Below are 12,374 nucleotides of genomic sequence, written 5' to 3'. Positions count from 1 at the left end.
GGCACGGTTGGTTTCGTTTACAAGAACGGCTCCAGGGATACCAACTCAGCAAATCGGAACTCGCTGAGTTGTGATTAAGAGACAGGTATGTTACCCCGTTACTCACGTTTTGCTGATGAATGGTTTTTTGTGCCACGTCGAAACCTTGCGAAATCGGCGGCATGCCCCGTCCGGCTGCAAGACTTTACGAACTTTTAACTAAAACAACGAGGATTAACATGAAAAAAATTATTGGTTTACATGTGGTTTTAGCGGTACTGCTGGGCATTGCCTCGGTTGCCAATGCGGGTTTTGAAGCTGAACCAAATAATACGACAGCGACGGCGACACCGATGAGGCTTAATGAGGTATTTACCGCCAGTTTTGATAATGCTTCTACATACGCTGAAAATCCTGGAAACGTAGCGTTAGCGGAGTGAAGATTTTTAGTCCCCAGAAGCGATAGTGCTGTGTGTTTTCACGAAGCGCTGTTTGCGGCGTGAAAATGCACAGCTTTACGACATCGCGTCGAGTCATTGCGCAACGATGTCCCATACCCCTTGTCGGGTATGGGACGAGGGTAGCAGGACGGCTGGGGCAGCCGCAGGCATTGGCGGTCGCGTTAAGTTTTTGCCGCTTGTTTGGACAGGACGTCCTCAAAACAAGCTTTCGCAAAAATAGCGACTCCCCGCTGATTACTATAAAATAGTTTTAACTAAGCCCACAGCGATAGTGTTTAATTTTCGCTTGCAGCCAACAACAACTAGAGATTACGTTGGATTTACAATATTTGATTTAGGTGGGGCGACTATTTTTAGCGACACTCAATGGTACTACGGCTCAGAATTCAGCAACTATAAAGTAAACCTAGTGGCAGGTACTTTCTACGTTAAAATTGGTACCGGATACGGCAATGATGGCTACGAGTTGTCTGCCCAAAGCCCACTGGCAGTATCCAAGCCTATCACCGTCCCTAGCGTTATAGGTTCAACCAATTTGCCCGACCTAAACCGCAACGGCTATAAAGACATGGCAGTATTACGTATCTTGGCAAATGCCAATGCCGTCGTTGATACGATAGATGGTTTTACCGGAAAACTGCTCAAGAGGGTTGTTTATATTAGTGATAGCCGATTGATACAACCCATTTCCCTGATTAGTTTTGATTTGGATGGCAATGGTTCACCTGATATTGGTGTGTTAGGTTACAACAGCACCACAGGCAAGCATGCCCAATACGTTCGGAATGCACTAACGGGCGCTTTAATAAAATCCTTTATAATCAATTAAGTTTTTCGCGAGACGGGATTTCAAATCAATGCCGTTAAGTTAAGCGATTTAGTCCCTTCTCCCTTGAGGGAGAAGGTTAGGATGAGGGGGTAATTTTATTCTCCTCTTTCGCATGACGGGGTATGTTGCCTGTCTCTTGGTCACATTTTACTTGAGGAATAAACTATAACTCTATTAATGATTACGAACGAGAGCCATAGGATGTGCTGAACAAAGTGAAGCGCATCAATTTAGAACAATGGGCTTCGTTCCTCGTCCAATCCTATATCAATAATCTTTATATTGCTTACAGCGGTGGTATCGATTCCCATGTTTTACTGCACCTCAATGCATCCGACGAACGACTTAAAAAGAAACTGACTGCTGTCTATATCAATCATGGTTTGCAGAAAGAAGCTGAAGCTTGGTGTAAACATTGCGAATCAGTTTGCAATAATCTTGGCATTAAATTTCTTTCGTTAGCTGTGAATGCGACTGCCGAGCTGGGAGAAAGCCCTGAAGAAGCGGCTAGGAATGCCCGTTATGAGGCTTTGAAACCGCTACTCGGAAAAGATGATGTGCTGTTATTAGCCCAACATGCCGAAGATCAACTGGAAACTGTGCTGCTGCAATTGTTTCGTGGCAGTGGACTTAAAGGCTTGTCTGGGATGCCGGAAAGCATGGCGTTTGGGCAAGGTAAGCTGGTCAGGCCGTTGCTGGATGTCAGCAAAAACGCAATTATCGACTATGCCGAAGCCAATCAATTGGAGTGGATTGAAGACCCCAGTAATCAATACACGCATTTCGACCGTAATTTCTTACGCAATGACATCCTTCCGCTGTTAAAGCAGCGTTGGCCGTCTTTGGACAAAACCGTGTCACGTTCTGCCAAGCATTGCTCCAATGCCCAGGCGCTAATAGATACCCTTTCCGGTGATTTGTTGACAGCTGTTATCCATCCAAGTGATAACACCTTAAACCTTAGTCGCTTAAAAGATTATCCGTTGTTACAGCAACAGCTAATCATCCGGCAATGGTTTCAGCACTTGGGTTTGAAAATGCCAAGCCAGAATTTTGTACAAAAGGTTCTGGATGAAGTTGTGGCGGCGCGGGATGATGCCAATCCCGTATTAACAACTCAAGGTTATTGTTTCCGTCGTTACCGGAACACGTTGTATTGCCTAAAACCTACACAAAATCGCTTAGGTGACGAGCTGATTTGGCCTTCTGATGATAGATTATTACAAATAGTGGATGACGTTACTTACGAAGTCGTTGATTCATCAAGCGGGATATCCGCCGAATTATGGCGAAATGCCAGGATAACGGTAAGATTCCGTTCCGGTGGTGAAAGCATCGAATTGCCAAATCGTAGCGGCCATCATCCTTTAAAGAAACTTTATCAAGAAGCGGGTGTTCCAACTTGGGAAAGGGCGAGAATGCCTTTGATCTATCTGGACGATACACTGGCAGCAGTCGGTGAACATTGGATCAGCAATGAGTTTTATAGTCTTAAGAAAGAGCCTTGTTTACGCATCATCCGCCACAAAATAAATCCAAAAGGCAATGACGGCACGCCTGATGTCGATTAAAATACACAGTTAAGCAAAAGCACGTCAGTTATTATTTGAAGTCCACCTATCCTTACATGACAAAATACATTTTCATCACTGGCGGCGTTGTGTCATCGCTCGGCAAAGGCATTGCCGCATCATCACTTGCTGCTATCTTGGAAGCGCGTGGACTTAAAGTCACCATGACCAAGCTGGATCCTTATATAAATGTCGATCCAGGCACGATGAGTCCGTTTCAACACGGCGAGGTGTTCGTGACCGAAGACGGCGCAGAAACCGACCTGGATTTAGGCCATTACGAGCGCTTTCTCAAAACTACGTTGACCCGTAAGAATAGTTTCACGGCAGGTCAGGTTTACGACAGCGTGCTACGCAGGGAACGTAAGGGCGAATACTTGGGGGCGACTGTCCAGGTAATTCCACATATTACCGATGAAATAAAAAACCGTATTTACCAAAGCGCAGAGGGTAAGGACATTGCGCTGATTGAAATCGGGGGAACAGTCGGTGATATTGAATCCCTGCCATTTCTGGAAGCCATTCGTCAGATGCGCGTGGAATTAGGGGCGGAACGAGCCTTATTTATCCATCTTACCCTCGTGCCTTATATCCGCTCTGCCGGAGAGATAAAAACCAAACCCACACAACATTCGGTGAAAGAGCTGCGTTCTATAGGTATCCAGCCCGACATTTTGATCTGTAGATCTGAGCAACCCATCCCCGAAAGTGACCGACGTAAGATTGCCCTGTTTACCAACGTGGAGGAAAAGGCTGTTATCTCGGCTGTCGATGCCGATTCAATTTACCGGATTCCTTTACTGCTCCATGAACAAGGACTCGATGAGATTGTCGTCAACAAGCTCAGGTTAAATGTTCCTAAAGCCGATCTAAGCGAATGGCAGAAAGTGGTGGACGCGTTATCGCACCCGACATCCGAGGTTACGATTGCGATTGTCGGCAAATATGTCGATCATTCCGATGCTTATAAGTCATTGAATGAAGCACTGATCCACGCCGGTATTTCTACCTTAAATAAAGTAAAAATCATCTACATCGACTCCGAAACCATTGAGGATGAAGGCACTGCCAAGTTAAAAGAGGTGGATGCGATCCTGGTTCCTGGTGGTTTTGGTGAGCGTGGCATAGAAGGTAAAATAGCCACAGTCCGTTACGCACGTGAGAACAAGATTCCCTATTTAGGGATTTGTTTGGGCATGCAGGTCGCCGTTATTGAATTCGCCAGGGATGTTGCAGGATTGGAAGGCGCGCACAGTACGGAGTTTTTACCTAAATCCCCCCATCCGGTCATCGGCCTGATTACGGAGTGGATGGATGATAAAGGTCAAGTGGAAATCCGGGACGAGCAATCCGATTTGGGTGGTTCGATGCGGCTCGGTGGGCAGCAATGTCGCTTAAAGCAGGATTCTTTGGCTTGCCAGATGTACCAGAAAGATGTAATTACTGAACGCCATCGCCATCGATACGAATTCAATAATCAATATTTTGAACGATTAGAAAAAGCAGGTTTACGTTTTTCGGGCAAATCCATCGACGGACGTTTGGTGGAAGTCATAGAAATCCCTAACCACCCTTGGTTTCTGGCTTGCCAATTCCATCCTGAATTTACCTCAACACCCAGAAGAGGCCATCCGCTGTTTTCCGGTTTTGTGACGGCGGCGGCACAACACAAAAAGGAAACAGTTTAATGAAGCTATGCGGTTTTGAAGTCGGTTTAGACCAGCCATTTTTTTTGATCGCAGGGCCTTGCGTCATCGAAAGCGAACAATTAGCGATAGATACCGCTGGTTATCTAAAAGAATTGACAACAGCGTTAAATATTCCTTTTATCTACAAATCCTCGTTCGATAAGGCCAATCGATCTTCCCACGAAACCTTTCGGGGATTGGGCTTGGAAACGGGCTTGAACATATTGAGTAACGTCAAAAAACAGATTGCCGTACCCGTTTTAACGGATGTCCACGAGGACACGCCGCTGTCAGAAGTCGCAAGCGTAGTTGATGTCATGCAGACGCCCGCATTTTTATGCAGACAAACCAATTTTATTCAAGCTGTAGCCTCACAAGGAATAGCTGTAAATATTAAGAAAGGTCAATTTTTAGCACCGTGGGATATGGTACATGTCGCCAAAAAAGCCAAAGCCACCGGAAATGAGCAAATCATGGTTTGCGAACGCGGTGTATCATTTGGCTATAATAATCTGGTCTCGGATATGCGTTCACTCGCGGTGATGCGTGACACGGGCTGTCCGGTCGTGTTCGATGCCACCCATTCGGTGCAATTGCCCGGTGGTCAAGGTACACATTCAGGCGGGCAACGTGAATTTGTCCCAGTATTGGCGCGGGCGGCAACAGCAGTTGGCATTGCAGGACTATTTATGGAAACGCACCCCAATCCAGCGGAAGCCAAAAGCGACGGCCCTAACTCCTGGCCGTTACACAGAATGCAAGAATTATTAGAAGTGTTATTAACCATCGACAAGGCAGTTAAAGCAACTGCACTCATAGAAACAACCTTATAGGAAACACAATGGCAGTCATTAAAGAGATCAAAGCAAGAGAAATTTTAGATTCACGCGGTAATCCAACCGTAGAAGCGGATGTCATCCTGGCATCCGGCATCGTCGGTAGCGCGATGGTGCCATCCGGCGCATCTACCGGAGAGCGTGAAGCTATCGAATTGCGTGACGGCGACAAAGCCCGTTATTTGGGCAAAGGTGTATTAAAGGCGGTCAATAACGTCTTAACTGAAATCCGTTCTGCCGTTGTTGGGTTGGATGCCGCTGATCAAGCTGCTCTTGACAATAAAATGATTGCGTTAGATGGCACTGACACCAAAGCCCGCCTGGGCGCAAATGCCATGTTGGCGGTATCGATGGCCGCGGCGCATGCCTCGGCAAAAGAAGCCGGACAGCCTTTGTACAAACATTTCAATAAATCCGGCGAATTCATTTTACCCGTACCAATGATGAACATCATCAACGGCGGCTCACATGCCGATAATAGTGTTGACCTGCAAGAATTCATGATCTTGCCTGTTGGCGCACCTAACTTCCGCGAAGCCATCCGTTACGGTGCGGAAGTATTCCATAACTTGGCGAAAGTCCTGAAATCAAAAGGCTTGGCAACCACAGTCGGTGATGAAGGCGGCTTTGCGCCAAACTTATCATCTAACGAAGAAGCCATCAGCGTCATCCTGCAAGCAATTGAACAAGCTGGTTACAAACCCGGCAAAGATATTTATTTAGGCCTGGATGCGGCGGCTTCCGAATATTATCACGACGGCATTTACGATCTGGCCTCAGAAAGCAAAACCTACTCGTCAGCGCAAATGGCGGATTTCTTTGTGGATTGGGTCAACAAATACCCCATCATCAGCATTGAAGACGGCTTCGACGAAAACGATTGGGACGGCTGGAAATTAATGACCGAAAAACTCGGCAACCGCATCCAATTAGTCGGTGACGATTTATTCGTAACCAATCCGGCGATATTAAAGAAAGGCATCGAAAGAAATATCGCCAATTCCATCCTAATTAAAGTCAACCAAATCGGTACGTTAACAGAAACCTTCGCAGCCGTTGATATGGCGCATAAAGCGGGTTATACCGCCGTCATGTCGCACCGCTCCGGCGAAACCGAAGATACTACGATTGCTGACTTGGCGGTTGCTACGGGTACTGGCCAAATCAAGACCGGTTCACTCAGCCGTTCAGACCGTGTTGCCAAATACAACCGTTTGATGAAGATTGAAGAAGAGTTGGGCAGTGCGGCGAAATATGCGGGTCGTAGTGCGTTTAAGATGTTGTAAGCATATATTTTCGTGGCCACTTTAGTCGCTGATGTTATTTGGTTAATTAACAAGCAAAACAAAGGAGAATTTTATGGTTGATTGTGCTTTTGAATTGTTCACTGACAAAAATATAAATCCAAATGAACTACTTGATTTGATGGTATCTGTTGGGTGGGGAAAAGAAAGCGACTATGATGTTAATATTTTAACAAGGTCTATCTCTGCTTATCCAATCATTGCTTATTGTAGAGATGTGAACGGCACATTAGTCGGATATGTCAGTGCCTTTACTGACAACGCTTTTTCTACTTTTATTGGTGAGTTAATTGTCCGACCTGAGTTTCAACGTAAGGGTATTGGTTCGTCTTTACTCACTTATGTTATTGAGAAATGTAAGGGGGTTCCAGTTTATGCTGCCCCGTTTGAAGATACGCAAGATTTTTTTCTTGAAAGAGGTTTTAAAGTACCGAAACGACTGATGTCAGTCGTTTCCATGCGGAATGCGGCATAGTTGTCTATTGCTTGCTAATTTGCAGACATTAATATTTTTTTAATGTCTGCAAGACGATCAGTTTGTTAATGCGAGAAAAAACATATTAAAATCCTAATTGCCATCATTATGTTACTGATAATCCACCTGCAATACCGCCTGTGGGTGGGGGATGGCAGTGTCTTCCAAATAAAAGAATACCAAGCCCGCTTAGATGTCCTGAAAGAAAAAACCAAAGAAAAAAAAGAACGTAACGATGCGCTTTATGCCGAAGTGTTAGACTTACGGAAGGGCCAAGAAGCAATTGAAGAACGGGCGCGGGATGAGTTGGGGATGATTAAGGAAAATGAGACGTTTTTTCAGGTGATTGAGGAGAAGTAAATTTGTAGTTTGGTCACAGACCCATAGCAAAGCCCAATGTTCGGGGCTTCGATTTGTTAGGCTTCATTGCATTCAGCCCAACTACGGGCTGCTCCCAATTTCTCATATTAGTCTAAACTCTGTGTGATTACTTACTAATTCATTCAATTATAATTTTATTGGATGTGGCATTTAAAACCTTTTATCTTTTCAACTTATTATTTTTAGGTAAAACAAATTAAATATTTTTTGATGTTTTTAGCATTACTGTCTTCTAATGCAAACGCAACATACGAAATTGAAGGGGATTATTCTGGTCATGGTGAAGGTGATTTATCGATGAGAATAATAGTGCTTGATAATGAAAAAGGTATTGTTGCAGTAAGCGCTTCTACGGGGACAGGTGGTTGTTCAGGAACTATTGCTGGAGTAGGAAATTATATTGGCAATACACTCAAATTTGGAAATTATACAAAAGAAGAAGGCGCAGAAAATTGTATGGTAAACGTCACTTTTAAAGATGGAAAAAAAGGTAAAAAAGTAGGGGAGATTTCAGAAGAAAATTGTTCGTATTTTCATGGGGCTGCTTGTGCCTTTGATGGAAATATTTTAAAAAATAAATAAATTTATGCTTTTTGTTCATGGATAATTGTTATGAATCATGATTTTAATATCGGTGATATTGCTAGTCTTAAGCATGAAAACAGACAAAAACTCGGTGATTGGTGGAAATATCTTTTGACTAATAACGTTATTGTGGCGGGTTTTGATGGCGAATTAGGTGACAGAGGGACGCAAATTCTTCGCGACAGAATTGGTGAAGGGGCTTGGATTTTTGCGTATGCTAGTGGACATGGGTACGTTGGTGTGGGGTTAGCGGCAAATTCGATAACTTACAAACTGTTAGAAGAGTTACCACCAGATTATTTGTCAAATAATCCGCATCAACGAGATATTAGATGGCTTTATTATTTTGATTCTTTAGACAATGCAATCCCAGCAAGTAAAATAGGAATTTATCATCCTGTGCCGACAGAGCAGAGTATAGATAATGACAAAGCAGAAAAAATAATTAGAGCGTTTTGGCAAAACCCTAAAACTGTTATTAGGTTCTAACCCGTAAGTCGGGGTCGTTTTGGAATCCGACGAATTAATTTCATGGTACGTTTTTGACGGATCAACCTTCGGGCATCCGTTCTACATCCAAAAATCCAATTGCAAAAAATCTGCCCCCTGTTATCATGACCATGCGCTGACCATATTCATGAGGAGTGTCCATGACAACTGCAACTGAACGTATCCCGGTTCTCGTAACCAAATTTCAAAAACAACAATTGACCGCCAAAGCCAAAGCGGCGGGGCTTTCGACGGGTGAATTTCTGCGCCGTGCGGGGGAAAGTTATTCCGCATCGGAAGATCAGGATTTATTGGAAGGCTTGCTGGATCAGGTTGTCAAAATCACCGCCAAAACTGAAAAATCTATTGATGATGCGTTGGCTTTCGTCGCCGCGTCGGAACAACGTTTGGCAGAACTGGATGCCGGTATAAAGTGCAATAAGCAAACTGCATAGGCTACAAGGGATAAGGCTATGGGCATTTCGGAGAAAGTATGGGATGTGTTAGCCACAGTCATAAAAATGGACGATAAGGTCGAACGGATGGCTGATACCATTAAAGGACAACAAATGCGAATTGAAGACTTGACCATGCGGGTCGTGCGCCTTGAAACCGCACTTGAAATTGCCTTAGCGTCACAAAAACCTAAAACAACGTCGAAAAAGTTATTTTAAGTATGTGTAGGTTGGGTTAGACGCGCATGGCAGCATCGATTAGACGACCACAAGCTTTTGGGCGCGTCGTAGTAACCCAACGTTTGCCTCATCCCGAATCTTTTTTTGTTGGGTTACGGCTCGCCCAAACACCCGTTTTGCATGGCTTATGGCGCTGAACGAACCTAACCCAGCCTACGAATCTTTGTGGTCAATTAAATTCTGGGCAGTCGTCCCCGCCGCTGGCGTAGGCAAGCGCATGAATGCCGACCGACCCAAACAGTATCTTGAATTGGCTGGTAAAACGGTGATAGAACATACTTTATCTCGCTTATTACAAGCCAATGTGTTCTCAGCCGTAGTCGTTGCCATCTCAGCAGAAGACCCTTACTGGCCTGAACTCGATATAGGAAAGCATGAGCTTATCATTACCGCACCGGGCGGCAAGGAAAGGGCGGATTCGGTGTTATCGGGTTTGAAGTCTATCCGAGATAAGGCTAACGATGACGACTGGGTGTTGGTGCATGATGCCGCCAGACCGTGTTTGACCACAGCCGATATACACTTACTGATAGATACATTAGTTAATGACGACGTTGGCGGGATTTTAGCCTTGTCTTCCCACGACACCCTGAAAAACGTTCAGGGCTATGATATTCTCGGCACACTAGATAGACGGCAAATATGGCGGGCTTTAACGCCGCAAATGTTTCGTTATGGCCTGCTAAAATCAGCCTTGGAAGAAGCCGAGGGCAATTCTGCGGTCACAGATGAAGCCAGTGCATTAGAGTTAATGGGGTTGACACCGAAAATCGCCGAGGGCCGTCCCGATAACATCAAAATCACACGGCCTGAAGACTTGGCATTGGCACAATTTTACATGGAGCGACAATGATAAGAGTAGGGCAAGGTTACGATGTTCACCGTTTTAATGATGGTGACCACATCATTCTAGGTGGCGTAAAAATTCCTTACGAACAAGGTTTGGAAGCGCACTCAGACGGTGACGTAGTGCTTCATGCTTTATGTGACGCGTTATTAGGTGCGGCGGCACTGGGTGATATTGGCAAACATTTTCCCGATACCGACCCTGAGTTCAAAGGTGCAGATAGCCGAGTTTTGCTCCGCCATGTTTACCGTATCGTTCAAGACAAAGGCTACAGCCTAGGTAATACTGATATTACCATTGTTGCCCAAGCCCCTAAAATGGCACCATATATAACCGCCATTTGCGAAAACATAGCGGCTGATTTACAAGTTGATATCGACCGTATCAACGTAAAAGCAACCACCACCGAAAAATTGGGTTTTGAAGGACGAAAAGAAGGTATTGCCGTACATTCTGTAGTATTGATTGAAAATAACAACTCGATCCCTTCTTAAACCCACTAGTTAAGGGTTTAATCAGAGCCTCGAAAGTGTGCTTATCCGTTTCATAGTCGTAATTTTCAGGTTCGCATAGAAAATGTTGAAAAACATGTAAGGCAGTTTCGCGTGTATTGTGAGGATCAAAATTAACCGAGTATGACTCCCATTGATTTCCAGAATAAATTTAACAACTGCCTACTCGCCTTCCCGTTGAATAGGCATTTGAAAAAAAGTTTAATATTATAAAATTAAAATCTAGCCCATTTATAGTGGCTAAGTCTTTGTAACGATTTATTCAGCTACGTTTTCAAGCTTCTTAGGGTTGCAGTGAGAAATAGCATCATCCCACTTTTCGCTAGCGTCGAGTTTTGCCTTAAAGCAGCTAATTCTTTGGGCTGAATCATCAGTTCCTGCACACAGGGCGACAGCATTTTTCCAATCCCATTTATCATTCTTACCCCATTTTACATGTCCTGTCATCACATCATGAAAACAAGTGCCAGGTTCTTTAGGGTTGTTTGTGCCTTTGCACAATGTTTCTAAGGTGCTATCTTCCCAATGCGAAGAGCTATTGTAGGATGAATTATTTTCCCAAGCGATTTTGTCTTGTATATGAGCCTTGCACGCAGCCTCATTCTCGATTGCGTATACGTTTTGAGCAAATCCAACACTGAAAATAAAGGCTAGTGCTGATATTGCTTTGATTGTATTTTTATAGATTTGCATGTTCATTTGTTCTCCAAATGGCTGTTAATGACGCAACAAATTGTTACAAAATTAACTTAACACCCATTAGCAGCATGTCAAAAAAAGTAGATTCTTTCATAACGGTTTTGTTGCTTGTTTTTTTGTATGCGCGGTATCGCCCTAGTGGTATTGGCCCACCAACTGGCTGATAGGGACCATACCGTTTGTCCCTAAATTCAACATATAATTCGCTGTCAAACAGCCACCACCACAACACGACAGTTTCCTTGGCCAAATCGGGATCGACTTCATAGCTTTCGCCGTCAACACCGACACGGGCATCCAGCCCGACTGTACGGCGTTCCGGTTCACGGGCAAAAGTGCAAAACCGATCCCAGGAACACATCTCACGGATGCCAGAAGCCGAGATATTAATCTGCCAATCTTCCATCCTTGAGTGTGGTTCAGACCGATGTTCCTTGTCGTTGTAGCGGATCAGGTAGTTAAACAACCATTCGTTGGCTTCCGCTTCATTTTTAGGTTCGTGGAAATGATAAAGGGTTTCGTGGACTTCCTTGACAGTACGGAATGGCCGTTCGACCTTGCCTTTTGATCGGGAAGTTACCTGCGTACCGTCGCTGTCTTTCGGCATATGAACGATAATTTCTATTCCCAAATAGTCTATGACTTGCTGGAAAATACGGCTCCTGGTAATCGGACTGTTGTCACAATATACAGGGTTTCTGCTGCACAAGCGGTGGATTCGGCTTTTGGCGGTTATACCTTTGGGTCTGCCGCCATTGCGCGCCCCTGGGCCTGGCTGCGGACAGAGCGAGCATCTGATCGAACTCGAGCAATATATTAATAACTCACCTTACGCACCCATAGTTAAAGTAAACTATAAGGATGAATACAGAACTGTTAGAAATAGTTAGCGATTACTTGTTGAGTTCATTTGGTCAAACGACGGCGACGGGGTTGTCCAGCTTGCTGGACGGAGAGTTAAGCTAGATCTAAGTGACGCGTTTTTTGAACCGGGACGACTATGACTCAAAACTATTATGGCGG

At 44.6% G+C, this 12,374-nt stretch carries 15 protein-coding genes and 1 pseudogene; 14 read left to right on the top strand and 2 right to left on the bottom strand.

Going from position 1 to position 12,374, the window contains the following annotated elements; all coding sequences use genetic code 11:
* Positions 1-218 precede the first annotated feature (218 nt).
* From ABL924_RS16240 to ispF, 14 genes are all read left to right on the top strand, one after another.
* Entirely contained in the window at positions 219-419 is a 201-nt protein-coding gene (locus ABL924_RS16240) for a hypothetical protein (protein WP_349028146.1), read from the top strand.
* Positions 420-711: 292 nt separating this feature from the next.
* On the top strand, positions 712-1,269 hold the full coding sequence (locus ABL924_RS16235) for a hypothetical protein (RefSeq protein WP_349028145.1): 558 nt from the start codon (positions 712-714) through the stop codon (positions 1,267-1,269).
* A gap of 215 nt (positions 1,270-1,484) precedes the next feature.
* Positions 1,485-2,840 carry a tRNA lysidine(34) synthetase TilS gene (gene tilS / locus ABL924_RS16230; protein ID WP_349028144.1) on the top strand — a complete coding sequence of 452 codons (1,356 nt, stop codon included), beginning with the start codon at positions 1,485-1,487 and terminating at the stop codon, positions 2,838-2,840.
* A 56-nt stretch (positions 2,841-2,896) separates the two neighbouring features.
* Entirely contained in the window at positions 2,897-4,528 is a 1,632-nt protein-coding gene (locus tag ABL924_RS16225) for a CTP synthase (RefSeq protein WP_349028143.1), read from the top strand.
* The gene (gene kdsA / locus ABL924_RS16220; RefSeq protein ID WP_349028142.1) at positions 4,528-5,361 is read left to right on the top strand and encodes a 3-deoxy-8-phosphooctulonate synthase; all 834 of its coding nucleotides are present in this window, start codon (positions 4,528-4,530) and stop codon (positions 5,359-5,361) included. Before ABL924_RS16225 ends, kdsA begins: the two co-directional genes overlap by 1 nt.
* Before the next feature lie 8 nt (positions 5,362-5,369).
* Positions 5,370-6,650 (top strand): phosphopyruvate hydratase, encoded by a 1,281-nt coding sequence (eno, locus tag ABL924_RS16215; RefSeq protein WP_349028141.1) that lies wholly within the window; start codon positions 5,370-5,372, stop codon positions 6,648-6,650.
* A gap of 73 nt (positions 6,651-6,723) precedes the next feature.
* Positions 6,724-7,143, top strand: a complete 420-nt coding sequence (locus tag ABL924_RS16210) for a GNAT family N-acetyltransferase (protein WP_349028140.1) — start codon at positions 6,724-6,726, stop codon at positions 7,141-7,143.
* Positions 7,144-7,227: 84 nt separating this feature from the next.
* Positions 7,228-7,503 carry a cell division protein FtsB gene (gene ftsB, locus ABL924_RS16205; protein ID WP_349028147.1) on the top strand — a complete coding sequence of 92 codons (276 nt, stop codon included), beginning with the start codon at positions 7,228-7,230 and terminating at the stop codon, positions 7,501-7,503.
* Between the two features lie 228 nt (positions 7,504-7,731).
* A complete protein-coding gene (locus ABL924_RS16200) occupies positions 7,732-8,106 on the top strand; it encodes a hypothetical protein (protein WP_349028139.1) in 375 nt (124 codons plus the stop codon).
* A gap of 30 nt (positions 8,107-8,136) precedes the next feature.
* Positions 8,137-8,598 (top strand): hypothetical protein, encoded by a 462-nt coding sequence (locus tag ABL924_RS16195; RefSeq protein WP_349028138.1) that lies wholly within the window; start codon positions 8,137-8,139, stop codon positions 8,596-8,598.
* A gap of 161 nt (positions 8,599-8,759) precedes the next feature.
* Positions 8,760-9,053: a hypothetical protein gene (locus tag ABL924_RS16190; protein WP_349028137.1), complete on the top strand. Its 294-nt coding sequence runs from the start codon at positions 8,760-8,762 to the stop codon at positions 9,051-9,053.
* Between the two features lie 18 nt (positions 9,054-9,071).
* Positions 9,072-9,272 carry a hypothetical protein gene (locus ABL924_RS16185; RefSeq protein ID WP_349028136.1) on the top strand — a complete coding sequence of 67 codons (201 nt, stop codon included), beginning with the start codon at positions 9,072-9,074 and terminating at the stop codon, positions 9,270-9,272.
* 148 nt (positions 9,273-9,420) lie between these two features.
* Positions 9,421-10,146, top strand: a complete 726-nt coding sequence (ispD, locus tag ABL924_RS16180) for a 2-C-methyl-D-erythritol 4-phosphate cytidylyltransferase (RefSeq protein ID WP_349028135.1) — start codon at positions 9,421-9,423, stop codon at positions 10,144-10,146.
* Positions 10,143-10,634, top strand: coding sequence for a 2-C-methyl-D-erythritol 2,4-cyclodiphosphate synthase (ispF, locus tag ABL924_RS16175; RefSeq protein ID WP_349028134.1), 492 nt, complete (start codon positions 10,143-10,145; stop codon positions 10,632-10,634). The genes ispD and ispF overlap by 4 nt, the downstream gene beginning before the upstream one ends.
* A 276-nt stretch (positions 10,635-10,910) precedes the next feature.
* On the opposite strand, the gene ABL924_RS16170 is transcribed toward ispF, so the two are convergent.
* Both ABL924_RS16170 and ABL924_RS16165 read right to left on the bottom strand, forming a co-directional pair.
* Positions 10,911-11,351, bottom strand: coding sequence for a hypothetical protein (locus tag ABL924_RS16170; protein ID WP_349028133.1), 441 nt, complete (start codon positions 11,349-11,351; stop codon positions 10,911-10,913).
* A gap of 109 nt (positions 11,352-11,460) precedes the next feature.
* Positions 11,461-12,039, bottom strand: a pseudogene (locus tag ABL924_RS16165) (IS481 family transposase); the annotation flags it as partial.
* Between the last annotated feature and the right edge of the window lie 335 nt (positions 12,040-12,374).

This window comes from Methyloglobulus sp. (assembly GCF_040079455.1).
GTDB lineage: Bacteria > Pseudomonadota > Gammaproteobacteria > Methylococcales > Methylomonadaceae > Methyloglobulus.
This window is presented reverse-complemented; position numbering and strand designations above follow the sequence as displayed.

Bases quoted from the DNA above. Each gene is read 5' to 3' on its own strand.
- ABL924_RS16190 (WP_349028137.1), top strand. From the start codon at position 8,760: ATGACAACTGCAACTGAACGTATCCCGGTTCTCGTAACCAAATTTCAA.
- ispD (WP_349028135.1), top strand. From the start codon at position 9,421: ATGGCGCTGAACGAACCTAACCCAGCCTACGAATCTTTGTGGTCAATT.
- kdsA (WP_349028142.1), top strand. From the start codon at position 4,528: ATGAAGCTATGCGGTTTTGAAGTCGGTTTAGACCAGCCATTTTTTTTG.
- ABL924_RS16170 (WP_349028133.1), bottom strand. From the start codon at position 11,351: ATGAACATGCAAATCTATAAAAATACAATCAAAGCAATATCAGCACTA.
- ABL924_RS16225 (WP_349028143.1), top strand. From the start codon at position 2,897: ATGACAAAATACATTTTCATCACTGGCGGCGTTGTGTCATCGCTCGGC.
- ABL924_RS16240 (WP_349028146.1), top strand. From the start codon at position 219: ATGAAAAAAATTATTGGTTTACATGTGGTTTTAGCGGTACTGCTGGGC.
- ABL924_RS16185 (WP_349028136.1), top strand. From the start codon at position 9,072: ATGGGCATTTCGGAGAAAGTATGGGATGTGTTAGCCACAGTCATAAAA.
- ABL924_RS16195 (WP_349028138.1), top strand. From the start codon at position 8,137: ATGAATCATGATTTTAATATCGGTGATATTGCTAGTCTTAAGCATGAA.
- ABL924_RS16210 (WP_349028140.1), top strand. From the start codon at position 6,724: ATGGTTGATTGTGCTTTTGAATTGTTCACTGACAAAAATATAAATCCA.
- eno (WP_349028141.1), top strand. From the start codon at position 5,370: ATGGCAGTCATTAAAGAGATCAAAGCAAGAGAAATTTTAGATTCACGC.
- ispF (WP_349028134.1), top strand. From the start codon at position 10,143: ATGATAAGAGTAGGGCAAGGTTACGATGTTCACCGTTTTAATGATGGT.